Below are 23,732 nucleotides of genomic sequence, written 5' to 3'. Positions count from 1 at the left end.
CTAAGATGGCTACAGCAAAAACCATAGACCTTACAGGAAAGGTTATCGGGGAAATCGAACTTCCATCAGTGTTTGATGCAGACTACCGTCCTGACCTTATTAAAAAGGCAGTACTTGCAGCACAGGCAAACAGGCTTCAGCCCTATGGTCCCCGCCTCTACGCAGGCATGGATACTTCAGCAAGAGGCTGGGGCTCCGGAAGGGGCGTATCCCAGATTCCCAGGCTCGTAAACAGCAGCAGAGCTGCAAGAGTCCCGCACGCAAAAGGCGGAAGGAGAGCGCACCCACCAAAACCGGAAGCTGACAGGAGTGAAAAGGTTAACACAAAAGAGCGCCGCTATGCAATCCGCTCTGCAATCGCAGCAACCACAGATCCCACCCTTGTAAGCCTGAGGGGTCATATCTTTGAAGCTGAACTTCCGATTGTTGCGGAAAATGCACTTGAAAACCTCGAAAGGACAAAGCAGGTAATAGAATTCCTTGAAGCTGCTGGTCTGTATGAGGATGTCCTCAGGGCAAAGTACGGAAGGCATATCAGAGCCGGTCGTGGAAAACTCAGAGGCAGGAAATACAAACATAAAAAGAGTGTCCTGATTGTCGCAGGAGAAAACTCTCCTATCCAGAAGGCTGCAAGAAACCTGTCGGGAGTAGACGTCGTAACGGTAGACTCACTGAATACCGAATTGCTCGCACCGGGTACGCACGCAGGTCGCCTTACTGTCTGGACAGAATCTGCAATTGGAAAACTGGAGGGCGCATTCCAATGAGTTCGATCAATTATCCTTTTGTTACTGAAAAAGCGATGATGCTGCTTGATGAAAACAAGCTTCAGTTTATCGTTGATACCAGATCAAACAAAAAGCAGATCGTGGAAGATGTTGAGAAGCTGTACGGCTTTAAAGTAAAATCCGTCCGGACCATGACCACAATGAAGGGTACAAAGAAAGCCGTTCTTGCATTTGAAGAGCCTGAATCGGCACATGAGATTGCAACCCGGATAGGACTTATGTGAGGTGTGATACATGGGTAAGAGAATCATATCACAGAACAGGGGTAGAGGTAGTCCGACCTACAGAGCTCCTTCTCACAAGTACAAGGCAGAACTGAGGCACCCCCGTGTGGATGAAAACTCCTCCCTTCAGGGAGAAGTCATAAGAATCGAGCACGACCCTGCCCGTTCAGCCCCTATCGCAAGAGTTGCCTTTGAAAACGGAGAGGAACTTTTCCTTCTTGCTTCCGAAGGCATTGCGGTAGGAAACATCATCGAGTGCGGAGACGATGCCGAGGTCAAGCCAGGGAACATTGTCCCTATCGGAAATGTGCCTGAAGGTTTCTTCATCTGCAACATCGAATCAAAGCCAAAAGACGGCGGCAAATTTGTCCGTTCCTCCGGAGTATATGCAACCGTTGTGACTCACGAACCGAACAGAACTGCGGTGGCTATGCCCTCCGGCAACATAAAGTGGCTTAACCCCAAATGCAGGGCAGTAGTCGGGATTGTTGCAGGCGGCGGCAGAGTGGACAGACCCTGGCTCAAAGCCGGGAAAAAGTACCACAAACTGAAAACCAGGGCTGCAAAGTATCCAAGGGTTTCTGGTGTTGCTATGAACCCACGTGACCACCCATTCGGTGGAGGTGCCTGGAAACACCCGGGAAAGCCCACAACTGTTAGCAGAAACGCCCCGCCTGGAAGAAAGGTAGGACTGATTGCAGCAAGAAGGACCGGAATGAAGCGCTGATGAGGGGTATTCGTTATGGTAAAAAAATCATCATCAAGGTTACCGAAGAGAAAGGGTGAATTCACCTACCGCGGGAAAACCGTCTCAGAACTTCAGGAACTGAGTATTGAAGAGTTTGCAGAACTTCTGCCTTCCAGAGAGCGCAGGAGCATCAAACGCGGATTCACAGAAGGGCAGAAAAAAGTCCTGCACGATTTCAAGGAAGGAAAGAGAGTCAGAACCCATCACAGGGACCTGATCATCCTTCCCGAAATGATTGGAACAGCTATCGAAATCCACAACGGGAAACAGTTTGTAGGTGTGGAACTTCAGCCTGAAATGATCGGGCACCGCTTCGGAGAATTCGCACCCACAAGACCAAAAGTTAACCACGGCAGTGCCGGTGTGGGAGCAACCCGTTCAAGCAAGTTCGTACCGCTGAAATGAGGTGAAGGGAATGGCAAGAATAAACTATTCAATCAATGGAGACCCTGAAACTACCTCTAAATCAATGGGTTCTGAACTTCATATTTCCCCGAAGAAGTCCCGTGAGGTTTGTTGCAAGATTAAGGGCATGAAAGCCACTGAAGCAAGGAAGTTCCTTGAGGACGTAATTGCCCTGAAGCAAGCAGTGCCCTTCAAGAGACACTCCGAAGGGGCCGGTCACAGGAAAGGTCCCATGGCTGGAGGGAGATACCCTGTCGGTGCTTCAAAAGAGATCTTAAAGGTTCTCAAAAATGCAGAGAGCAACGCCGAGTACAAGGGTCTTGAACCTGCAAACATGTACATCGTCCATGCTGCTATTCAGCGCGGAAGAGTAATTCATGGGTTCATGCCGAGGGCAAGAGGAAGAGCAACGCCCAAAGACACGGAAACTGTAAACATCGAGATGATCCTCTCCGAGGTGCGCTAAATGGCAATAGAGAGAAAGTTCGTAAATGACGGGTATGTTAAAGCCTCCATGGACGAGTATTTTGCAGAACAGCTGAACAGAGCTGGATACGGCGGCATGGAGCTGAACAGGACCCCCATGGGCACCCAGATTGTTATCTACTCCGAAAAGCCGGGAATGGTAATCGGGAAGGCCGGCAAGGTCATCAGAAAACTTACCCGTGACGTTGCAACCAAATACAACCTCGAAAACCCGCAGATTGACGCTCAGGAAGTCAAGAGACCTGAACTTAATGCCCAGATGATGGCATCCAGGCTTGCGTCTTCCATTGAAAGAGGATGGTACTTCAGAAAAGCTGGACACAACACCCTCAGAGCAGTCATGAGCGCAGGTGCCCTTGGCTGTGAAGTGGTAATCTCCGGAAAGCTTACCGGAGCAAGGTCAAGAGTCGAGAAATTCGTCAACGGGCACGTAAAACATTCCGGACACCCTGTACAGGAAGTAGTCGACGAAGGGTTCGCAGTAGCAATTAAAAAGCTAGGAACCCTTGGCTGCAAAGTCAGGATCATTCAACCTGACATTGTTCTGCCTGACTCATTCAGGGTGAAGGAACCAAGCGAAGTCATAGAGGAGCCCGTCGCTGAAAAGCCTGCCGAGAAACCGGTTGAAAAAACCGCTGAAGCCCCTAAAAAGGAAAGCGCGGCAAAACCCAAAGCTCCTGCAGCAGCACCCGCGAAAGCGGAAGAGGTAGTCGAAGTCGCAGAACCCGAAGAATCTGAGGAAGAAACTCAGCCTGAGGTATCCGAAGACTCTGAAGAAGCTGAACTTATCTATGTTGAGGGCTCAGAAGAAGTCCGAAGACAGGTCAATGGTGTCTGGCAGCACAAGCATGAGAGCTATGACTACTGGCATCCCATGGCAAGGGTCCACAAGGAGGCTAAGGAATAATGGCAATCCTCAGGACCAACGAAATCCGGACCATGACAATCGAAGAACGGGCTGACGAACTCGAAAACCTGAGCAACGAACTGATTAGGGAAAGAGCTCTTACCTCCGCAGGCGGAGCTCCTGACAATCCGGGAAGAATCGGAGAGATCAAGAGAACGATTGCCCGTATAAAGACTATTCAGCACGAGCTAAATGATATCTAAAGTGGAAATCCTGCCTTCGACCCTAATCTACCACGAATTGATAGGGCTCGATATTAAGGTAATTAACTCCACTAATCCATCATTAACAGGAATCCGGGGCAGAGTTATCAACGAGACGAAAAATATGTTAGTTGTAGAAAACTCTCAGTCCCGAGAACTGAAGATTCCCAAGGCGGATTCGGAATTAATCTTCCGAATCCCTGCCGAGCTCTCCGAAAAAGGCCGCAGATCCGATACATTCGTAAAAATTCAGGGAAACCTGCTGCTCTCACAGCCCGAAAATCGGATCAAGAACATCAAAAAGTTACGTAAATGGGGCTAAACTCATGGCAAGAGACATTGGATTGAATATACCGGCGCCATCAGAAGAATGTGAAGATGTATACTGTCCCTTCCACGGAACACTTCCTGTAAGAGGTCAGATCCTTGTGGGTACCGTGGTCAGCAGTAAGATGGACAATACGGTAGTCATTGAAAGGCAATACATGAAAATGGTGCCGAAATACCAGAGATACGAGAAGAGACGCTCGAAGGTTCACGCACACAACCCGCCTTGCATTTCCGCAAAAGTTGGCGATATCGTCACGATCGCAGAATGCAGGCGTATCAGCAAGACCAAGTCCTATGTGGTGGTCAAAGCGGAGGTGCCCAAATGAAAGGCATACGCTCAAGCATCCCAAGGGCTCTGAACGCAGGCGCCAAGATTCCATGTGTAGACAACACCGGAGCCAAGGTTGTTGAGATTATTTCTGTCAAGAAGTACAGAGGAGTCAAAAACAGAATGCCCTGCGCAGGAATTGGAGACATGTGCGTCGTTTCCGTAAAGAAAGGCACACCCGAAATGAGGAAACAGGTTCTCCTCGCAGTGGTGATTCGCCAGAAGCAGGAATTCTGCCGTCCTGACGGGCTGCACGTGTCCTTTGAGGACAACGCCATGGTAATCACGGACGAAGACGGAATTCCAAAAGGCACGGACATAAAAGGTCCGGTTGCAAGGGAAGTAGCTGAGAGGTTCCCCAAGATAGGAACTACAGCATCCATTATTGTCTGAGGTGATTGCAATGGTATCCAAACAGCCAAGAAAGCAGAGAAAGGCAAGATACACCGCACCTCTCCATATCAGGCAGAAATACATGGGTGCAAGACTCAGTGAAGGACTTACCAAACAGTACGGCACAAGAAGTGCTGCAGTCATCACTGGTGACACAGTAAAGGTCATGCGCGGAGACTTCAAGGGAACTGAAGGAAAAGTTCAGTCAGTATCCCTTATGGACGGCACAATCACAGTGGACGGAGTTATTTCCACAAAAGTGGATGGCACAGAAGTCCCAAGGCCCGTAAACCCCTCAAACGTCATGATCACAAAACTGGAAATGAAGGACGGGCGCAGAGCGTCAAGCATTAAGAAGTGAGGCAGGTGATTTTGTGACACACCAGAAAAGATTATCAGTTCCAAAGAGCTGGAAGATCGGGAAAAAAGGTAATAAGTGGATCTCCACTACCCACCCGGGGCCTCACAGCCAGGCACGCAGTCTTCCACTCGGAATCATCATCCGTGACATTCTCAAGCTTGTTGACAACAGCAGGGAAGGTAAAAGGATTCTCTCCGAAGGAAAAGTCCTTGTTGATGGAATTCCCAGAAAAGACCTCCGATTCCCGGTAGGGCTCTTTGATGTAGTTACACTCCCTCTCGTAAATGAAGCATACAGGATGCTCCAGGACGAAAAGGGACGTCTGAACCTTCACAAGCTCAACGAAACTAACGTAAACAAGCTGTGCAGGATCGACAACAAGGTAACCGTTAAAGGAGGAAAAGTACAGCTTAACCTCAATGACGGAACCAACATCATTGGCTCCAATGAATACGGGACAAAGGACTCCCTGATTCTTTCCATTCCAGACAAACAGGTAGTAAAACACCTGAAGTTTGAGGTCGGAAACCTTGCAATGGTTATTGGCGGCCAGCACTCTGGAGAAACCGGAAAGATTATGGAGATCCGGGAAGTTAAGAGTTCCAGGCACAACACAGTAATGATTTCCGGAGAAACCGATTTTGAAACAATCGCAGACTACGTGATCGTTATTGGCAAAGACAAACCTGAAATCCGGCTTGGCGGTGAGCTGCGTGAGTAACCCTATGCGCACACCGGTCGTCGAAAAGGTAATTGTCCACATGGGTGTTGGAGAAAGTGGCCAGCACCTGGTAAATGCCGAAGAAATCCTCCGGACCATCACAGGGCAGGGAGTCGTAAGGTGCTTTGCCAAAAGGACTCTTCCTGCTTTCGCGATCAAAAAAGGTGAACCCATCGGCTGCAAGGTAACCCTCAGGGGCCAGACAGCCCAGAAGTTCCTTGAGACCTCTCTCGGGATAATCGAGAAGACCCTGAGCAGGACCCAATTTGATTCCCTCGGAAACGTCTCTTTCGGAGTTGAAGAACATACTGACTTTCCGGGAATGAGATATGATCCTAACATTGGGGTTTTCGGAATGGATGTAACTGTTGTACTCAAGCGCCCGGGAGAAAGGATCTGCAAGAGAAGAATTGCACTCAGAAAGATCCCGACTGGCCACAGGGTCACGGTTGATGATGCGATCACCTTCCTTAACGAAAGTTATGGCGTGGAGGTCATGTAAATGACAGATACAATAAACAAGTCCGGAAGAGGAGTAAACGAATGCAAACGGTGTGGAAGAAAACAAGGTCTTGTCCGCAAATACGACATTTACCTCTGCAGGCACTGTTTCAGGGAGATTGCCCACGAGATGGGCTTTGAGAAGTATTCGTAAGGTGATTTAAATGGTATTACTTGATCCTCTTGCAAACGCCCTTTCCACAATCAAAAATGCAGAAGTCATTGGGAAGAGCTCCTGTATAATCAGGCCTGCTTCAAAAAACATTGGTAACGTCCTGAAGGTTATGCAGGATCTCGGCTACATTGGAGAATTCGAATTTATCGACGATGGAAAAGCCGGAATCTATAGCGTTGCCCTTGTGGGAAGAATTAACAAATGCGGTGCAATAAAGCCGCGTTATTCTGTCGGAACTGCCAGCTTTGAACGCTGGGAAAAGCAGTTTCTTCCAGCAAAGAACTTTGGTGCCCTTATAGTAACCACTTCAAACGGCGTCATGTCTCAGTACGAGGCCCGTGATAAGAAGATCGGTGGGCAACTTCTTGCTTATGTGTACTGAGGAGGGAACAGGAAATGGTTAAGGAAATTGCAAGAAAAATAGAGATTCCTGAAGGAGTTTCCGTATCTCTCTCTCGAGATGTCTTCACTGCCAGGGGTCCAAAGGGAACTGTTGAAAGAAAGTTTTGGTACCCCGGAATCAGGATAGAAGTCAGGGAAGAAGAAATCCTGGTGGATGCTGAGTCCTCCAGGAAAGAGCAGAAAGCTATGGTAGGAACTTTCACCTCTCACATCAAAAACCTGATCACAGGCGTGAATGAAGGTTTTGAGTGTAAGATGACCATTGTGTATGCTCACTTCCCGATGCAGGTAAAAGTTGAAGGTAAAACCTTCATAATCGGGAACTTCCTTGGAGAAAAGAAGCCAAGAGTTGCTAAAATCCTTGGCGAGACAAAGGTTAAGGTAAGCGGGAGCGAAGTTACCGTTACCGGAATCAACAAGGAAGATGTCGGGCAGACTGCCGCAAACATAGAACAGAAGACCAAGATTAAGAGATTCGATCCAAGGACTTTCCAGGATGGAATCTACATCGTGCAGAAGCCCTGAGGTGATTATGATGGCAGAAGAATTCAATGAAGTTGAAGGAACTTCCGTTTCTACCCTTGATATGGATCCTGAATCCAGGCGCTTATTCAATGTGAGAAAGGTTCAGAAGGGGAAGAAACCCCAGTTCAAGAGAACCTGCAGCCACAAGTTCAAAAGGCTTGACAGCAACTGGAGGCGTCCGAGAGGTTTGCAGGGCAAACAGCGCAGAAAGTATGTTTCAAAAGGTGCTCATGCCCAGGTAGGATACGGAAGCCCTAATGCGGTCAAAGGCCTGCACCCTTCGGGTTATTCTGATGTTCTAATTTCCAGCATTGCGGATCTTGAACTTGTTGACCCGTCTTTTGAGGCTATCAGGATAGCAAGGACAATAGGCGCACAAAAGAAAGCTATTATCCTCGCAAAAGCTGAAGAACTCGGGATTAAAGTACTTAACCCTGGAAGGAGTGAATAAAATGTCAGACCTGTTCAACCAGAGGAAGCTGGCTTCCAAAGTCCTTGAATGCGGGCTTGACAGGGTCTGGCTTAACCCAGAAGCATCCGAAGAAATCGCCTCCGCGATCACAAGAGAAGATATCCGCGGACTCATTGAGAAAGGCACCATTAAGGCAAAGCCTATAAAAGGAGTTAGTAGAGGCAGAGCCAGAGCTCGTGCTATCAAACGTAAGTATGGGCACTGCAAGGGACAGGGTTCCAGAAAGGGTAAGAAAGGAGCCCGTACTCCCAGGAAAGAGCAGTGGATCAAAAAGATCAGGGCTCTTAGAAACAGACTCAAGGAGCTGCGTGCAGACGGAGCACTTGATAAGTCAGTGTACTGCAGACTCTACAGAAAGGCAAAAGGCGGAGAATATAGAAGCGTTTCCCACCTTAACTCCCACCTTGAGTCCGAAAAACTGTTAAAGAAAGAATAACCAGGAGGAGCTGAAGATGGCAACAGGACCAAGATATAAGGTTCCTTTCAGAAGAAGAAGAGAAGGACGCACCAACTACCACCTCCGCCTTAAATTATTAATCTCAAAGCGGGACCGTGTGGTTGTCAGAAAGAGTGCAAGAAACGTTCAGATCCAGTTAATAGCCCCAACACAAGATGGGGACATAACGTATTCATCAGCTGTTTCGAGTGAACTTGCAAAGTACGGTTACACAGGAGCTACCGGAAACACAACGGCTGCATATCTTACAGGGCTCTTATTTGGGCTGAAAACTTTGCAGAAGGGATATGAAGGAGGCATTCTGGACATAGGACTCCAGGCTTCCTCTAAGGGTTCCAGAGTCTATGCCGCCCTCAAAGGGATTGTAGACGCTGGTTTCGACATTCCCTGCAGCCCGGAAGTGTTCCCATCGGACGAGAGGATCCGCGGAGAGCACATAGCCGAATACAGAGAAGAGAGCTCAGACCTGCCAGAGCAGTTTGAAGCAACCAAAGAGAAAATCTTTGCTGAGTTTAGTTAAGGTGATTAAATGGCATTCGATCAAGATTGGGTTCCGAAAACCAGGCTTGGAAAACTAGTCGTTGAAGGACAGGTTGCTTCCATGGATGAGGCAATCAAGTCAGGCCTGCCTATCAGGGAACCCCAAATAATTGATATGCTCCTTCCTGACCTGGAAGATGAGGTGCTCGATATCAACATGGTCCAGAGGATGACTGACTCCGGACGCCGTGTAAAGTTCAGAGCAACCGTAATCGTAGGAAACAGAAACGGCTATGTAGGGCTTGGACAGGCAAAGGACGTGCAGGTTGGGCCTGCGATCCGCAAGGCAATTGACGCTGCAAAGCTCAACATTACCTATATCCGCAGAGGCTGCGGGTCCTGGGAATGCGCCTGTGGGTTACAGCACACCGTACCTTACGAGGTAACAGGGAAGGCAGGTAGTGTAAGTGTGACCCTCATTCCCGCCCCAAGGGGACTCGGGATTGCTGCAGGAAGCACTGCAACCAAGGTACTGGAAAAAGCCGGCATTAAAGACGTATGGACCAAGACCTTCGGAACTACCAGGACAACCCTCAACTTCGCAAAGGCTACCTACAATGCCCTCAACCAGGTCAACATTATAAGGCTGCCTCTGTACTACGGTAAGGAGGAAGTCTGAGATGTATGCAGTTGTGAGAGTTAGAGGTCCGGTCAACGTACGCTATACAATTGAGGATACCATGAAGATGCTCCGCCTGCACAAAGTTAACCACTGTGTGTTTGTGCCGGAAAATCCTCATTACAAGGGCATGGTCCATAAGGTGAAGGACTACGTTGCATACGGAAAGATTGATGCAAAAATCCTTGCAGAAGTCCTCGAAAACCGTGGAAGGCTTGAAGGCGACACCCGCCTCACAGGAGAATACATCCGTGAAAACACGGACTATGATTCCATACAGGCCTTTGCCGAAGCCGTTGTCGAGGGAAAAGCCTCCCTTAAGGATGTCCCAAAACTGAAGCCTGTTTTCAGGCTTCACCCTGCCAGAAAAGGGCATGCAGGGATTAAAAGGACAGTACAGCAGGGTGGCGTACTCGGAAACCACGATGAGAATATCAACGTGCTTCTGCACAAGATGAGATAAGGTGGTTTAAATGGATACTAAGAAGTTCAGAGGGTCCAGGACCTGCGGAGGCGGGACCCATAAAAACAGGCGTGGAGCCGGAAACCGCGGAGGCCGTGGGAAAGCCGGTGGCTGTAAACACCACTTTGTAAGAGCTATGATGCGTGGGTACAGCTATGGCAAACATGGTTTCAAGCGCCCTGATGGAGTATCAAAGGACATTTCCATAGTAAATGTTGGAGAGCTCGACGAACTTGCCCCTTATCTTGTTGAAGAAGGGCTTGCGGAAATTAAGGACGGAGCATACCACATTAACCTTGAAACCCTCGGAATCGAGAAGGTACTTGGAAGCGGACGTGTCATGAAGAACCTCGTGGTCACTTCAGACGAATTTTCAGTGTCTGCCCGTGAAAAAATCGAAAATGCTGGTGGAAGCTGCATCGATGCCGAATAAGTAGTGTCATCCCGACCCTACTTATTTCATTCTTTTAGTAACTTTTTATATTAGATGTGCTATATACCAATTATACCATATACCATTATCTTACGGTAAAACACAATCTAATATTTATTATAGTCTAAATAAATGTATATTTTGAATGGTGTAATCGATGACTCTCAGGGATACATTAGAACCGTTTTTTAACAAGTTGCCCGCAGTAGCAAGTCCGGAAAAACACGTCCACTTTAAGGATAAACTCTGGTGGACTCTGGGAGTTCTGGTGCTGTACTTTGCTCTTGCAAATGTGCCGCTATTCGGGATGTCGCAGGATTCTGTTGACCTTTTTGAATCTTATCGCGCCTTCTTTGCCGGGGCTTCGGGATCTTTAGTCCTTCTCGGTATCGGGCCAATTGTCACGGCTTCTATTGTCCTGCAGCTTCTTGTTGGGGCAGACATAATTAAGATGGATCTTTCGAACCCCAAAGATCAGGCATTCTTTCAGGGGGCTCAGAAGTTCCTTGTTTTTGTCATGATTCTTCTGGAGGCTCTACCGCAGCTCCTCGGCGGATACATCCAGCCGGACCCGGGGCTTGCTTCGACTCTTGGTGTGGGTCCGGGAGTGGTCACTTTACTGCTCCTTGTCCAGATCTTTATCGGAGGCACGCTGATCCTCTTCATGGATGAAGTGATTTCCAAATGGGGTATTGGATCAGGAGTCGGGCTTTTCATAGTTGCGGGAATCTCCCAACAGATTGTTACAGGTATTTTTAACTGGCAACTTGAGGACGGACTTCCTGTGGGACTCATTCCCAAATGGATTTACATCGCCCAGAACACCGGGGCAGACTACCTCTTCTCCGGTGAAGGTCTGATGTTCCTGCTGGTCAGAGGAGGAATTCTCGCTCTCCTGAGCACGGTGATCATCTTCCTGCTTGTGGTATTTGTGGAGAGTACGAGAATTGAGATCCCTCTCGCCCACAGTGCGGTTAGAGGGGCAAGGGGACGTTTCCCTGTAAAGCTCATATACGCATCAGTCCTGCCCATGATCCTTGTAAGGGCTCTTCAGGCTAACATTCAGATGATCGGGATCATCCTTTCCGGCAGAGGAATAACCTTCCTCGGAGAATTTAGCGGATCAAAGCCACTGAACGGGATTATGTATTACCTGGCTCCCATACACAGCCCATATGACTGGATACCGTCCCTTGTGCGGGAATCCTTTGCAAGCTATGGGGCAGCTGCTCCAGCTATCTGGCAGATCTCACTTCACGTCTTTTCAGATGCCGTGATGTTGATCGGAGGCGGAATTATATTTGCCCTCTTCTGGATAGAAACTACAGGCATGGGCGCAAAGCCCACAGCCCAGAAGATATTCAATTCAGGAATGCAGATCCCTGGTTTCAGGCGGAACATCGGCAGTATTGAAAAAGTTATGCAGCGCTACATTCCAAAGGTTACTGTGATAGGTGGAGCTTTCATTGGGATTCTCACCCTGGTTGCAAGCCTACTCGGTACTCTCGGAAGTGCCGGAGGTACCGGACTGCTGCTTACAGTAAGCATTGTGTACCGTCTGTACGAAGATATTGCTTCCGAGCAGATGATGGAGATGCACCCGATGATCCGTTCCTTCTTCGGGGAGCAGTAAGGGCTGGTAAACCTCTAATTGCAGGGATACTGAAAAGATAGATCAGAAAGGAAAACAATCAAATAAAAGGACGTAAAAAGGGGATCTTCGAATGAACATAATACTCTTCGGGCCCCCGGGTGCTGGCAAAGGTACCCAGGCCAAAAAACTGGTTGATTTCTATGGAATCCCGCAGATCTCCACAGGAGATATCCTGCGGGCAAACGTCAGGGCAGAAACAGAACTGGGCCTTGCCGCCAAAGCATTCATGGACAGAGGAGACCTTGTCCCTGACGAAGTGCTTATAGGGATCATTAAGAACCGCCTGAACGAACCGGACTGCACGAAAGGTTTTATCCTTGACGGTTATCCCAGGACCCTTCCGCAGGCTAACGCCCTTGGCGTAATTCTGGAGGAAATCGAAAAACCCATTGACATCATCCTCAACTTCGAGGTGCCTGACGAAGAACTGGTCGAAAGGACAAGTGGTCGCCTTATGTGTAAGTGCGGTGCAAGCTACCACAAGACCTTCAACCCGCCTAAAAAAGCAGGTATCTGCGACATCTGCGGGGCTGAAGTCTACCAGCGCGCCGATGACACCGAAGAAGCTGTCAAAAACCGCCTTGAGGTCTACAAAAAACAGACCCAGCCCCTTATTGATTACTATAAGGAAACGGGCATCCTGGTAACTCTCGACGGCACAAAGGACATCAATGAAGTTTTTGAAGGCATCAAGGGAATTCTGACAAAATTTGCCTGAAATTTTTTACCATTTTCCCTTCTTTTTATTTTTTGTCTTAATCTCCCTGACGATTTCATGGATTCTGTTTTTCCTTTAACGGCTTTTTCCGTTTCTTCTCTGTTTTTTCTTATTGGCTATTGCTTTTCCTGGAAGCTGGGGAAAGTAAAGGTTTAAATAAGTTCTCATATATTGCCATATCTTCTGTATATGAGGTAAATCCATGATTGACGTCGTAGTAATACTTGGCAGCAAATCAGATAAGGAAATAGCGAAAAAAGCAATTGGAATCTTTGATCGGTTTGGTATTGAATATACTATTACAGTTGCATCTGCTCACAGGACCCCTGCAAGACTTGCCGAAATAATCGAAAATGCCCATAAAAACAATGTCAAGGTATTTATCGCAATTGCCGGACTCTCGGCCCACCTTCCCGGAGTTGTGGCTTCAAGTACGATAAGACCTGTGATAGGCGTTCCGGTTAACTCTGCTCTTGACGGTATTGATGCTCTTCTGTCAATTGCCCAGATGCCTACAGGGATTCCGGTTTCCTGTGTGGGAATAGGACGAGGGGACAACGCCGCAATTCTTGCTGTCCAGATAATGGCAATAGAAAACATGGAACTGGCGCAAAAGCTGGCAAATTATCGAAAAGAGTTGGTCGAGATGATTGAAAAGGATGCAGAAAGTTTGCTGGGCGAGCTTGTCCCGACCCAGGAGGCTGCGAGCATTTGATGCTGGTTTAATATGTTGAATTAATAAATTCGGGCTGTCTCCGTTTTCTTTTGGCTGTCCCGAATCCATATTTTTTCAACTTTTAATTCATACTTTCCTTATTAGCTGCTGGTTTCTGGCTACTGTTGTCACTTTGATACAGCCACTCTCTGGCTGTTATTCTTTGAAATTTCTTAAAATACAGAGGTTTCAGGCATTCAGGAGGGTTTTCTTAGCCACAGATTGATTAAATTTTAAATATTATGCGACTGCTTACTCACTAGGAAGCTTTGCTGGAGACTCTGAATTAACATGACTGAAAACTCAATAGATGAAATGATGAAGTGGGTTATCAGCGTTGACCGCCGCCTGATACTTATGGAATCAATGAAAAAGCACACTGCAGTCCGAGCTTCGGATATAGCTCATGAGACAAGCAGGTCTACGCAAAATATCAGTCGTGCTTTAAAAGAACTTGAGGAAAGGGGTTTAATCGAATGCCTGACTCCTGAAAAAACGACCTGGAAAAAATACATGCTTACGGATATGGGAAAAAAAGTTCTGGAAAAACTGGAAGGGAAATACCTGTAATTTAAAAAGCAGGTTGTGGGCCCAGAGCCCTGAGCTTCCTATTTTTATTCAGGCTTCATATTGTTGTATATATTTTTGCCCGTATATTACAGTGGGCTGTTTTTGGATCCCTTCTGCAAGTTTTTTATAGCCTTCCACAAGATCAATATTGGCCCTGACAACTGAGCTTTTGAAATCTGCCAGTTCTTTTGTGATTTCCTCAAGGGTTTCAAGATAATTCTGGTTGGTGATGATGTTCCCATCTGGCACCACCCTGTCTGAGGGGATTTCAACTCCGCGAACAATTGCTTTGTGGAGGACCAGCGTATCTTTTCCGATGCTGCAGTCAAAAACCACTGCCCCAAAACCGATAAAGCATCCTTCTCCTATCGTGCATGGGCCGTGTACAATGCAGCTGTGAGCAAGGGAAGTGTTTTTACCGATCAGTACTTCGGAATGTGAGAGAGAATGGACCACGACATTATCCTGTACATTGCAGCCGCTATGAACGGTTATGGATGATCCGGGTTCATCTGCCCTGAGGACTGCATTGGGCCCGACGAATACATCATCTGCAATACTTACATTTCCGATAATTACTGCAGTTTCGGATATCCACGCCTTTTTGCTGACTCTTGGGTGCTGATTATGGGGGTTTGGAAAATTCATTTTAAAAATCCTCGTTCATGCCTGGAAGATGCGCACGGAATCTTTTATTGGAGATATATATCCCGAATCCGACTCTCTGTTTTCAGGCTTCAATGTGTATTTATGATAAGTTATGATAAGTTATTTAAAACTATGTTTTGATTCAAAACCCCTGAAAATAAACCCCAATATTTATTCCCTGAAATAACTCATGAAAAGTATAGTTCCTCTGGCAAGAAATGAGAATCTGGCAAGAAATGAAAAGAAAAAAGAAAGTTAACGTATCACAAATATAAAAAAATTGAAAACTAAGAATATTACGGTTCAGTAAACATAATTGAGGTAATAGGATTGAAGTTCAGTAAACATAATTGAGGCAATAGGATTGAAGTTCAGTAAACATCCTCGGGCTCAAAGACCTTTTCTCCTATAACCTCTCCTTCGAGATTTCGGTAGAAACATGATCTGTAACCCATATGACAGGCTCCTCCAATCTGTTCCACCAGCAGGAGAATGGAATCCATATCGCAGTCAATCCTGATTTCCTTTACTTTTTGCAAATTTCCCGAAGTTTCCCCTTTTTTCCAGAGCTGCTTCCGGCTACGACTCCAGAAATGAGCAATGTTTGTTTCCACGGTCTTTTCAAGAGCTTCCCTATTCATATAGGCGCACATAAGAACCTCCCTGCTAACCTGGTCCTGAACTACTGCAAGGATCAGGCCGTTTTCATATTTAAGGGTATCAAAGTCAATCATGGGGGATAGATTACCAAACTAGTATAAAAAGAGAAGTTTAATAAAATATTTAGTAAGAAAAAGAAAAAGAAAAAGAATAAGCTATCCATCATTAAGTGATTGATCTTTAGTTAAAAAGTGGCTGAGAAAAACTGTGAGAAACTAATAAATCAAAATAACTGAAAATCCCTTAAAAATTTCAAACAGAACATAACTAAATTTTACCTGGAAAATACTTTTTTCCACGTATATTTTAAGTTATTTTACTACTTTTAAAGTTTTATCGCTCTTTTTCCTACTTCTTTTTTCTTTTTTGACGAGCCGCCAGACAAGCTGGCGGAGGCACCCTATAAACTATATTAAAATAAGATTTCCGGGACAGCGGGCGGTTCTAATCTGGATTGCAGGCTGGTTACAACCAGATAAAACGCAAGTAAAAAGGCTATGAAATATCGCTTATGGAGATATGGAGCAATATTAACCGATTAATAGAAAACCACGCTAAGGGGAGAGAACTTAGAAAAATACCCTGATTCTTAGGGTAAAAACACTAACGTTTTCTACCGGCAGCTGGTTTACTAACAGGATAAAAAAATGATCGGCTTTTAAATATACAAATCGTACTAATTATGTTAAAACTGTAGTACAAAGTAACAATCTTTATATTAAATAATGTGGTATTGAATTTTTATGGGAAAATGGACAATATTTTTTATTGCGTTAATTTTTGTTAGCGGTTTAATGGTCACCACCGCTGGAGCAGTACCGGTAATCATAGGCTTCAAGGACAAAGCTCATCCAGAGATGGTTCAGCCTTATGGAAAAGTAACACACAGCTACAAGTACATCCCTGCCGTAGCTGCTGATCTTCCGGAACAGGCGATTGAAAATCTGAAAAAGAACAAGAACATCGCATACATTGAGCCGGACTTTGAGGTTAAGGCTCTCGGGGAAACCTTGCCCTGGGGGATAGAAAGAATCGGGGCTCCACAGGTACACGCAAGTGACAACAAAGGTACGGGGGTCAATGTTGCTATCATAGACACCGGAATTGATCATACTCATCTAGACCTTAATGAAAATTACAAAGGCGGATACGATTTCGTAAATAACGACGCTGACCCTATGGATGATAATGGGCACGGAACCCACTGTGCAGGCATCATCGCTGCAGTAGATGATGATACAGGAGTTATCGGAGTGGCCCCAGAAGCAAATTTATATGCACTCAAAATACTCGATAGTACAGGAAGCGGTGATTCCAGTGACCTGATAGCAGCGATCGACTGGGCAATAGCTACTCATGGAGATGATGGGGACGATTTAAACGATATCCAGATAATTTCAATGAGTCTGGGCTCAGACAGTGGATTGGAATCGCTTAATTCGGTATGTACTGAAGCCTACTATACTCATGGAATCCTACTGGTTGCCGCTGCCGGAAATGATGGGAACAGAAGGGGAACAGGAGATTCTGTAGACTATCCAGGAGCATACAGTTCAGTAATAGCAGTTGCAGCAACCGATAGCAATGATGTAAGGGCTTCATTCTCGAGCACAGGTCCGGCCGTTGAGCTTGCAGCGCCCGGTGTAAATATCTTCTCAACCTATCTGGGAGGCTACGCCTCAGCAAGCGGAACCTCAATGGCCTGCCCACATGTTGCAGGAACCGCAGCTTTAGTTCTGTATGCAAACCCAACTTTTACCAATGAGAATGTAAGAGGGAAGCTTGCACAAACGACTACAGACCTTGGCACTTCAGGAAGAGACACCTTGTATGGCTTCGGCCTGGTAAATGCAGAAGCTGCTGCAATCGTTTCAGAGCCCGATGAAACAGATCCGGAAATATCAAACGTAGATGCAGAGGCTGCCGCTTATTCAGCTACAATTACCTGGACTACAGATGAAGCCAGCAACAGTACAGTCAGGTACAGCACGGACACAAGTTACTTTGAAGAGGAATCAAACCCGACGCAGGTCACATCCCATACTGTCGAACTTACCGGACTTGATCCCGCGACCATCTATTATTACGAAGTCCTGTCTTCAGATGCCGCAGGAAATACTGCAGTTGACAACAACGATGCACAATACTACAGTTTCACCACATCTGAAGAGAATGTAGAAAACCTAATTCATATCGATAGCGTGAAGGTAACAACTAGTAAGAGAGTAGCCGGGAAAAATATTTTTGTTTCTGCGAAAGCAGTCGTGACCATACTGAGTAGTAATGGCCCTGTTGAGGGAGCCATCGTCTCAGGCAAGTGGAGCGGGGCAACCTCTGATATAGATTCTGCCACTACAAACAACGAGGGAACTGTGACAGTATATTCAGATGAGGTAAAATACAAAAGCGGCACACTGACTTTCACTTTCACAGTCAACGATGTGAATTACACGATCCCATGGAACGAAAAAGAACTATCTGATACGGGAACATATACTTCTTCTTAATTTCAAAAAAATGAGCCTGAAAAGAAAGTAAGTTAAAATTTATGTCCCTTAAAGGGACAAAATATTTCCTTTTTTAAAAAAGAACCTCTGAAAACAAAGTTCTGTTCTCACGGTTTGATCCCAAGAACATCTTCAACATAAGCCCTTAAAATTTCTGCAACACTCCAGGCCTGGGCAATGCAGCCCCCGGGGGAATAAGGGAAATCCCCATCGAATACCTCGGAAATGGTGCCTATACCTGCCGTTTCAAGATGCATATCAAAGCCTCTGAGAAGGGAACGCATATCCTCAAGGCTCTCTTTTGAGTAGTTGTGTACTTTCCTGTAGGCTTTGACATATGGTCCAAGAAGCCAGGGCCAAACGGTTCCGTTGTGGTAGGCCAGGTCCCTTAGTTCAGGCCCTCCCTGATAACGCCCTATATAAGAAGGATTATCCATTGAAAGTGTCCTGAGCCCGAAAGGTGTGAGCAGATCCTTTTCCACACTGTCCACAATAGCCTTTTCTTTCTCAGAGGACAGCATTGTGTAGGGGAGCGCTACTGCAAAAATCTGGTTAGGGCGGATCGACGGATCTTTAATCTGATTTCCCGCCTCATCTTCAGAAACGATATCATAGAGGCAGTTAGTCTCCGGATTCCAGAAAACGTCTTCAAAGTTAGAGGCCACCCCGGCTGCAAGAGTTTCATATGAAGCAGTTTCTTTGCCAAGAAGGCTTCCGAATCTGGAAGCAGTTTTTAGAGCATTATACCAGAGGGCATTGATCTCACAGGCTTTACCTGCTCTTGGAGTGACCGGCTTACCCTCTATTTTAGCATCCATCCAGGTCAGTTGAGGGCCCTGCCGAATAAGATAATCAGAGTCCATGCCGATTCCAAAGTCTGTGCCCTTACTGTAATTATCTATGATACTTTCCACAGTATCCCAAACAGAAGAGAGAAATAGTAAATCTTTTGTGTATGCGAAATATCGGCCAAGGGCATGAATAAACCAGAGAGAAGCATCCACTGTATTATAGGCTGGCTCTCCTCCGAAAGACGGGAAATTGTTAGGGATCAATCCTCTCCGGCAGTGCCTTGCAAAGTTTTTGAGAGTAGACCTGGCTTCATCGAATCGGTGGGAAACTAAAAGAAGACCCGGTAGAGAAATCATAGTGTCCCGTCCCCAGTCAGCAAACCAGTGATATCCAGCAATCACCGACTTCTTGCCTGTAGCGGGATTCTTCACAATAAAAGAATCAGTTGCCCTGAGAAGCTTAAGAGCAAAAGGTTCGGTAAGCCTGGAATTAAAAGCAAGAAGATTCTGTCGATATACCTCCCTTGTATAGAGTTCCTCAACTTGCTCAAGAGTCAGAGAAGAAATATCTTCGGTTGAAGCAACAATAAAAAAATGGGAAGTTCCCAGTTTGAGTTTGCTTTCGAAATACCCGGGGTTAAAGTTGTCTTCCTGAAAGGCTAGTCCGCGTTCCTTTTCAGCATCATGCTCAAAATTGTAGTACCACGTCGGATCACGATGGTACTGGAGATTGGACAAAAGCGAGAAAGAAAAACCATTGGAACTTTCCAGTTTTAATCTTGTAGAATCAGCTTCCTGATAAAAAGAAAGGTATCCTGAGCGAGTAGTAGAATGGAAATCTCTTGAGTTTACCATAGGGAAAATTCTTAGCAACGCTCCCTCTTTTCTGGATTTGATATCATAAATAATACAGGTAGTATTATTATTATGAACCATAAAGACCTTTTTTTTCACGGTAAAAACGTCGGGCTGGTAAACCCAGAGGGGGAAAGGGGCAAGAATGAATTTGGAAAGGTAATTGAAGCCCGTTGGAGAAACAATTCCTGGATATTTATGGGTCGCAAGTCGATAGACTTCTTCATTGACAGAAATTTCCTCATCAAGGGAAGAAAGTAACAAGACCCTCCCTGGTGAATTCTCTGGAGCTGCTACGAGTAGGCCATGATAGGTCCTTGTTCCGGCCCCTATAACTGTAGAGGAGGCATATCCTCCGAGCCCGTTCCCTATAATCCATTCTTTGCTTATACCTTCTTCATAAGTAGAAAATGAATCTGCTCCAAGCCTGATCCCACTCATACATACATGACTAGGGTTTGATTTCTTATATAGTTGTATGTCTGAAAGGAGGGGTTTAAACATAGAAAGAAATATACAGTATAATAAGATTTAAGATAATTATATTTTAATTGTAAACATAAACTATTTTAGTTGTACAGGACATAAGAAAGTGAGAATCATGAATCAAAACCTTTTAGAAATCCTTGTTGACATCTTCAAATCATCCGGATACAATGTTATAATATCCAGCCAGTCTGATATCCGTGTAGAGAAAAATGGGCATCAAGCTTATGTCATGTGCGCCCTGAAACCAGACTATGAGGAGATAAAATCTTTTTCCGAAAAAATGGAAGCTTGTACCGGTATCTATGTGACGACTCAGAAAATTTCGGGAAAACTGAATGACTATGCAGCTGAACTCGGAATATACATATGGGACAGAGATGAACTGGCTCTCCAGATCGGAAGAGCGGTTCTGGCAAATATGGAAAGAAAATCGAGCGCTTATCAGACTGAATCTGAAATACCTTTAAAGGAATCTCAGACCCAGGTAGAAACTCCCCCTGAACTCCCTGGAGAAAACTGGGAGGAGGAATACTTCAAAAAGGAGTTTTACTCCGATGAGAGACTTGTACCACTTCAAGATATGCCTAGAGAAACAGAAAATATCTCTTTTGAACCCAGAACCCTGCGAAAGCCAGTTGAGGAAAGAAAACCTTTAAAAAGGCTTGAAAACGATGAGGTTTCCAGAATTGAGCCATATGATATGCTGAACATACAATCTGTAGAACCCAAGATATCTAAAGATCAAGCAATTATCATTGCAAAACCTTATCTCAGCAGCCCTAAAGACGTGATTTTGAAATTCGTACCTTTCTGGAAGTATTCTTACAATGTTGAGGCAGAAAAACGGTTCAGGTCAAAAGTTATGAGCATTACAGGAGAGGGAGAAGGCTATCTTAATGCTCTTAACAAGTCAAAAGAAAATATTGAGATAGAAGGTTTTGGAACGCCTACCAGGATTCCGGCAGTGCAATATGAGGTAAAGCGGCCGAATGTAGATAAAAAACAGGCAGAGAAGATCCTTCTTAATATAATAATACAGGAAAATACACGCGAAATGCGCTTTAACAATCTGGAAGGGCAGGCAATTATCTACGAACAGAAGAGTATCAGCCCAAAAGCCGATGAAATAGAACTCGACATGGACCTTGTATATATTCCTGTATGGGAAGTAAAGGGTAAACGAAATTCTCTTGAGATCAATGCTTATAATGCCAGTGTACTTGAAGAGCCTATAGATGAAGATGCAGAATTCCTTTAAGAGAAATCTGGAAAAATTATTGAAAGAAAAATATATAAGATAGAAAATATATTTACATATTGGGAGAAAGTGGTTTTCTAAGAAAAGAAATCCACAATCTGCCTTTGAAGACTTCTTTGATAAAACTTTTTCAGGAAAAAGAGATGCCATCTCGCATAAGCGTTATATGTATTAGATGCAAGATTATATAACGCTGAGGAGTTATCTAGTAAGCTGTAACGGATGGCTTTATATAGAAGATTAAGGTCTTCAGTGTTTTAAACTTATCAAAAATAAAAGAGGTATATATAAATGATTGAAGTAACAGAAAAAGCTGCTGTAGAGCTGAAAACACTGCTGGAACAGGAAGGGAAACCGGAACTTGCACTCAGGATCTTTGTTGCTGGAGTAGCCTGCAGTGGAGTCCAGTACGGACTCGCCCTCGATGAGGAAGTGAAGGAAGATGATGTGACGATAGAAAGCAACGGAATTAAGCTGGTAATGGCAAAAGACATTGAGAAAAGCTTCACTGACGGCAGCATTGATTACGTTGAAGATGAAAACGGAAAAGGCTTCCTTATCCGCAACCTCGGTGCCGGTGGCGGATGCGGTACCTGTGGCAGCTGCCATTAAATAAAAGCAAAACCGTGCAGGGACATGAAAAATACCCGAACCTGAAGAAGCAAATAAAAAGTGAAAAAAAAGGAGAAGGGGATCTATGATTCCAGGAATGGGAGGCCGGGGGACAAACCCGGCCAAAATGAAACAGATGATGAAGCAGATGGGGATTAATGTTAAGGAGCTTAAGGACATTGAAGAGGTAATTATAAAGACTGCGGACTCGAACATAATTATTGAGAACGCAAATGTCACTATAATGACAGTCCAGGGTTCGGATACATATCAGATTGTAGGCGATGCAAAGGAAGTCCCAAAATCTCTGGAAATCCCTGCCGAAGACATCAAACTCGTAATGGAGCAGACCGGCGTCTCCGAAGAAGAAGCTGGGAAAGCCCTGAAGAACTCAAACGGAGATCTGGCAGAAGCCATTGTGGCACTTTCTTCTGCCTGATTCCTTTTTTTCATTTTACTAACTGTTATCTTTTTAAAAATTCAAATTTGGATATTTCTGCCAAAACATTTTATTTAATGCACATTTCGAACCCCTGCCAATATCGGACAATAATGTATGACTATTGGACATTTTATTGACTTTATATTAACAAAATGATTTTTTAGTATAGCATAGTGGCACAAGAGTGCCAGGGTTCGAAATGTGCAATTTAGGCGTTATCCTGAGCATTAACTTCAAGATTTTTGAGTATTTTTCGGGACGCCTTATCCAGTTCACCCTTAATATCTTAACCTGCACTGAACACCTCAGTCTATTTTAAGGCATTATATTCCTCTAAGAGCACTTGTCTTTGTGTTCTTTTATACTGCAGAACATGGATGGGACTGGGAAATTTTATAGAAGAAGCTTACACAGAAAAAGGTATAAAATTCTCCAGATGGCTCAAGCCTTATGTAAGCTAGATCCTTCATCTGAGAATTCTCAGTGTACTGATTAAAGGCTGGATGAACGTATTTCAGAACTAAACAGAAATGCCATCAAAAGAAATTAAAGGAGAATTTCATTTTACGGTAAGCCCTGGATTTAATTATGAAGTCTCACGCGCCCTTCGGGACTTGGACAGAGTGCCAGAATAGGATACCAGTACATCAAAAGAGTTGAACCTGATTTTATAGAAAAGCAGAGCTAAAAAGGCGCCGGTACATAAAAAATCAAATAACAAAAACAACGGGATGAAAAAAAGGTAAGAATAATAAAACTTAGAAAATGGTTTCAAAAGAATAAAATGATTAAACAAATATAAGTAGTGTGTGTAAAAAAACAACGGCAGACAAGATAGACAAGAAAATAGACAAAGTAACAAGATCGAGAAGAATAGCAGGATTCAAAGAAGGAAAAACAACAGTAATATAAAAAAATCAGCATCATAAAAACATTTCAAAAAATCAGTATCAAAAAAACAATTTTAGAATAGAGTTAAAGTAGTATAGGGTGAAATTGGCAGCGATCCAGAGTTCCCGAAGGCTCGCACACCCGAGTTTCGCGTCGGGAGCACGAAGTCCGTTTCACTCGCTTCGCTCGCTCAAGCAGATAACGTAACAAGATATCAAAAAACAATATAGGAAAAACATTTCAAAAAAACATTTCAAAAAATCAATATCAAAAAAACATTTCAAAAAATCAATATCAAAAACAACAGTAATATCAAAAAACATTTCAAAAAAACAAGTTTAGAATAGAGTTAAAGTAGTATAGGGTGAAATTGGCAGCGATCCAGAGTTCCCGAAGGCTCGCACACTTCAGTACAGTAAGGAACGTGGACAGGCTTATCTT

Annotated in this window: 33 protein-coding genes; 30 read left to right on the top strand and 3 right to left on the bottom strand. The window is 44.9% G+C overall.

All coding sequences use genetic code 11. The features are described from left to right. Window positions 1-5: 5 nt before the first annotated feature. The 26 genes from rpl4p to PHF18_RS12270 all read left to right on the top strand — a co-directional run bounded on the left by rpl4p (window position 6) and on the right by PHF18_RS12270 (window position 14,138). Window positions 6-767, top strand: coding sequence for a 50S ribosomal protein L4 (gene rpl4p, locus PHF18_RS12395; RefSeq protein ID WP_300103309.1), 762 nt, complete (start codon window positions 6-8; stop codon window positions 765-767). Beyond that, window positions 764-1,012 carry a 50S ribosomal protein L23 gene (locus tag PHF18_RS12390; RefSeq protein WP_300103307.1) on the top strand — a complete coding sequence of 83 codons (249 nt, stop codon included), beginning with the start codon at window positions 764-766 and terminating at the stop codon, window positions 1,010-1,012. The genes rpl4p and PHF18_RS12390 overlap by 4 nt, the downstream gene beginning before the upstream one ends. Window positions 1,013-1,022: 10 nt before the next feature. After that, window positions 1,023-1,739, top strand: coding sequence for a 50S ribosomal protein L2 (locus PHF18_RS12385; protein WP_300103305.1), 717 nt, complete (start codon window positions 1,023-1,025; stop codon window positions 1,737-1,739). A gap of 15 nt (window positions 1,740-1,754) precedes the next feature. Beyond that, window positions 1,755-2,165, top strand: coding sequence for a 30S ribosomal protein S19 (locus PHF18_RS12380; protein WP_300103303.1), 411 nt, complete (start codon window positions 1,755-1,757; stop codon window positions 2,163-2,165). Between the two features lie 10 nt (window positions 2,166-2,175). Then, complete coding sequence (locus PHF18_RS12375) at window positions 2,176-2,631, top strand: 50S ribosomal protein L22 (RefSeq protein WP_300103301.1); 456 nt, start codon at window positions 2,176-2,178, stop codon at window positions 2,629-2,631. Then, window positions 2,632-3,558, top strand: a complete 927-nt coding sequence (locus PHF18_RS12370) for a 30S ribosomal protein S3 (protein WP_300103299.1) — start codon at window positions 2,632-2,634, stop codon at window positions 3,556-3,558. Further along, window positions 3,558-3,761 carry a 50S ribosomal protein L29 gene (gene rpmC, locus PHF18_RS12365; protein WP_300103297.1) on the top strand — a complete coding sequence of 68 codons (204 nt, stop codon included), beginning with the start codon at window positions 3,558-3,560 and terminating at the stop codon, window positions 3,759-3,761. The genes PHF18_RS12370 and rpmC overlap by 1 nt, the downstream gene beginning before the upstream one ends. Further along, the gene (gene rnp1 / locus PHF18_RS12360; RefSeq protein ID WP_300103295.1) at window positions 3,751-4,083 is read left to right on the top strand and encodes a ribonuclease P protein component 1; all 333 of its coding nucleotides are present in this window, start codon (window positions 3,751-3,753) and stop codon (window positions 4,081-4,083) included. The genes rpmC and rnp1 overlap by 11 nt, the downstream gene beginning before the upstream one ends. A gap of 4 nt (window positions 4,084-4,087) precedes the next feature. After that, on the top strand, window positions 4,088-4,417 hold the full coding sequence (locus tag PHF18_RS12355; RefSeq protein WP_300103293.1) for a 30S ribosomal protein S17: 330 nt from the start codon (window positions 4,088-4,090) through the stop codon (window positions 4,415-4,417). Beyond that, window positions 4,414-4,812, top strand: a complete 399-nt coding sequence (gene rpl14p, locus PHF18_RS12350) for a 50S ribosomal protein L14 (protein ID WP_300103291.1) — start codon at window positions 4,414-4,416, stop codon at window positions 4,810-4,812. Before PHF18_RS12355 ends, rpl14p begins: the two co-directional genes overlap by 4 nt. Before the next feature lie 10 nt (window positions 4,813-4,822). Further along, window positions 4,823-5,173: a 50S ribosomal protein L24 gene (gene rplX, locus PHF18_RS12345; protein WP_048161320.1), complete on the top strand. Its 351-nt coding sequence runs from the start codon at window positions 4,823-4,825 to the stop codon at window positions 5,171-5,173. A 13-nt stretch (window positions 5,174-5,186) separates the two neighbouring features. After that, on the top strand, window positions 5,187-5,894 hold the full coding sequence (locus PHF18_RS12340; protein ID WP_300103286.1) for a 30S ribosomal protein S4e: 708 nt from the start codon (window positions 5,187-5,189) through the stop codon (window positions 5,892-5,894). A 4-nt stretch (window positions 5,895-5,898) separates the two neighbouring features. After that, window positions 5,899-6,396: a 50S ribosomal protein L5 gene (locus tag PHF18_RS12335; RefSeq protein ID WP_300103284.1), complete on the top strand. Its 498-nt coding sequence runs from the start codon at window positions 5,899-5,901 to the stop codon at window positions 6,394-6,396. Further along, entirely contained in the window at window positions 6,397-6,549 is a 153-nt protein-coding gene (locus PHF18_RS12330) for a 30S ribosomal protein S14 (protein WP_048127632.1), read from the top strand. It begins immediately after the preceding gene. Between the two features lie 10 nt (window positions 6,550-6,559). Further along, a complete protein-coding gene (locus tag PHF18_RS12325; RefSeq protein WP_300103278.1) occupies window positions 6,560-6,952 on the top strand; it encodes a 30S ribosomal protein S8 in 393 nt (130 codons plus the stop codon). A 14-nt stretch (window positions 6,953-6,966) separates the two neighbouring features. Beyond that, window positions 6,967-7,497, top strand: coding sequence for a 50S ribosomal protein L6 (gene rpl6p, locus PHF18_RS12320; RefSeq protein ID WP_300103276.1), 531 nt, complete (start codon window positions 6,967-6,969; stop codon window positions 7,495-7,497). 10 nt (window positions 7,498-7,507) lie between these two features. After that, window positions 7,508-7,948 carry a 50S ribosomal protein L32e gene (locus PHF18_RS12315; RefSeq protein WP_300103345.1) on the top strand — a complete coding sequence of 147 codons (441 nt, stop codon included), beginning with the start codon at window positions 7,508-7,510 and terminating at the stop codon, window positions 7,946-7,948. A gap of 1 nt (window position 7,949) precedes the next feature. Then, window positions 7,950-8,405 (top strand): 50S ribosomal protein L19e, encoded by a 456-nt coding sequence (locus PHF18_RS12310; protein WP_300103274.1) that lies wholly within the window; start codon window positions 7,950-7,952, stop codon window positions 8,403-8,405. A 16-nt stretch (window positions 8,406-8,421) separates the two neighbouring features. After that, complete coding sequence (locus PHF18_RS12305) at window positions 8,422-8,946, top strand: 50S ribosomal protein L18 (protein WP_300103272.1); 525 nt, start codon at window positions 8,422-8,424, stop codon at window positions 8,944-8,946. A gap of 9 nt (window positions 8,947-8,955) precedes the next feature. Next, window positions 8,956-9,585 (top strand): 30S ribosomal protein S5, encoded by a 630-nt coding sequence (locus tag PHF18_RS12300; RefSeq protein WP_300103270.1) that lies wholly within the window; start codon window positions 8,956-8,958, stop codon window positions 9,583-9,585. Window position 9,586: 1 nt separating this feature from the next. Continuing rightward, a complete protein-coding gene (locus tag PHF18_RS12295) occupies window positions 9,587-10,048 on the top strand; it encodes a 50S ribosomal protein L30 (RefSeq protein ID WP_300103268.1) in 462 nt (153 codons plus the stop codon). Between the two features lie 10 nt (window positions 10,049-10,058). Continuing rightward, complete coding sequence (locus tag PHF18_RS12290; RefSeq protein WP_300103267.1) at window positions 10,059-10,481, top strand: uL15m family ribosomal protein; 423 nt, start codon at window positions 10,059-10,061, stop codon at window positions 10,479-10,481. Window positions 10,482-10,638: 157 nt separating this feature from the next. Further along, a complete protein-coding gene (secY, locus tag PHF18_RS12285; RefSeq protein ID WP_300103265.1) occupies window positions 10,639-12,114 on the top strand; it encodes a preprotein translocase subunit SecY in 1,476 nt (491 codons plus the stop codon). Between the two features lie 91 nt (window positions 12,115-12,205). Continuing rightward, complete coding sequence (locus PHF18_RS12280; protein ID WP_300103263.1) at window positions 12,206-12,853, top strand: adenylate kinase; 648 nt, start codon at window positions 12,206-12,208, stop codon at window positions 12,851-12,853. Window positions 12,854-13,055: 202 nt separating this feature from the next. Beyond that, entirely contained in the window at window positions 13,056-13,568 is a 513-nt protein-coding gene (purE, locus tag PHF18_RS12275; RefSeq protein WP_300103261.1) for a 5-(carboxyamino)imidazole ribonucleotide mutase, read from the top strand. Window positions 13,569-13,859: 291 nt separating this feature from the next. Beyond that, window positions 13,860-14,138 carry a winged helix-turn-helix domain-containing protein gene (locus PHF18_RS12270; protein ID WP_300103259.1) on the top strand — a complete coding sequence of 93 codons (279 nt, stop codon included), beginning with the start codon at window positions 13,860-13,862 and terminating at the stop codon, window positions 14,136-14,138. 48 nt (window positions 14,139-14,186) lie between these two features. On the opposite strand, the gene PHF18_RS12265 is transcribed toward PHF18_RS12270, so the two are convergent. Next, window positions 14,187-14,786: a carbonate dehydratase gene (locus PHF18_RS12265; RefSeq protein ID WP_300103257.1), complete on the bottom strand. Its 600-nt coding sequence runs from the start codon at window positions 14,784-14,786 to the stop codon at window positions 14,187-14,189. A gap of 371 nt (window positions 14,787-15,157) precedes the next feature. Beyond that, window positions 15,158-15,520, bottom strand: coding sequence for a phosphoribosyl-AMP cyclohydrolase (gene hisI / locus PHF18_RS12260; protein WP_300103255.1), 363 nt, complete (start codon window positions 15,518-15,520; stop codon window positions 15,158-15,160). 720 nt (window positions 15,521-16,240) lie between these two features. On the opposite strand from hisI, the gene PHF18_RS12255 reads away from it, so the two are divergent. Then, window positions 16,241-17,953: a S8 family serine peptidase gene (locus tag PHF18_RS12255; RefSeq protein ID WP_300103253.1), complete on the top strand. Its 1,713-nt coding sequence runs from the start codon at window positions 16,241-16,243 to the stop codon at window positions 17,951-17,953. A gap of 107 nt (window positions 17,954-18,060) precedes the next feature. Here PHF18_RS12255 and PHF18_RS12250 read toward each other — a convergent pair whose 3' ends face one another. Next, complete coding sequence (locus PHF18_RS12250) at window positions 18,061-20,040, bottom strand: amylo-alpha-1,6-glucosidase (protein WP_300103251.1); 1,980 nt, start codon at window positions 20,038-20,040, stop codon at window positions 18,061-18,063. A 160-nt stretch (window positions 20,041-20,200) separates the two neighbouring features. On the opposite strand from PHF18_RS12250, the gene PHF18_RS12245 reads away from it, so the two are divergent. The 3 genes from PHF18_RS12245 to PHF18_RS12235 all read left to right on the top strand — a co-directional run bounded on the left by PHF18_RS12245 (window position 20,201) and on the right by PHF18_RS12235 (window position 22,397). Then, window positions 20,201-21,346: a hypothetical protein gene (locus PHF18_RS12245; RefSeq protein ID WP_300103249.1), complete on the top strand. Its 1,146-nt coding sequence runs from the start codon at window positions 20,201-20,203 to the stop codon at window positions 21,344-21,346. Between the two features lie 291 nt (window positions 21,347-21,637). Beyond that, window positions 21,638-21,958 carry an iron-sulfur cluster assembly accessory protein gene (locus PHF18_RS12240; protein ID WP_300103247.1) on the top strand — a complete coding sequence of 107 codons (321 nt, stop codon included), beginning with the start codon at window positions 21,638-21,640 and terminating at the stop codon, window positions 21,956-21,958. An 85-nt stretch (window positions 21,959-22,043) separates the two neighbouring features. Then, a complete protein-coding gene (locus PHF18_RS12235) occupies window positions 22,044-22,397 on the top strand; it encodes a nascent polypeptide-associated complex protein (RefSeq protein WP_300103244.1) in 354 nt (117 codons plus the stop codon). The last annotated feature ends 1,335 nt before the right edge of the window (window positions 22,398-23,732 follow it).

It is taken from the genome of Methanosarcina sp. (genome assembly GCF_028693135.1).
GTDB lineage: Archaea > Halobacteriota > Methanosarcinia > Methanosarcinales > Methanosarcinaceae > Methanosarcina.
The sequence above is the reverse complement of the archived record's forward strand: the minus strand, read 5'-3'. Positions and strand labels throughout refer to the sequence as shown.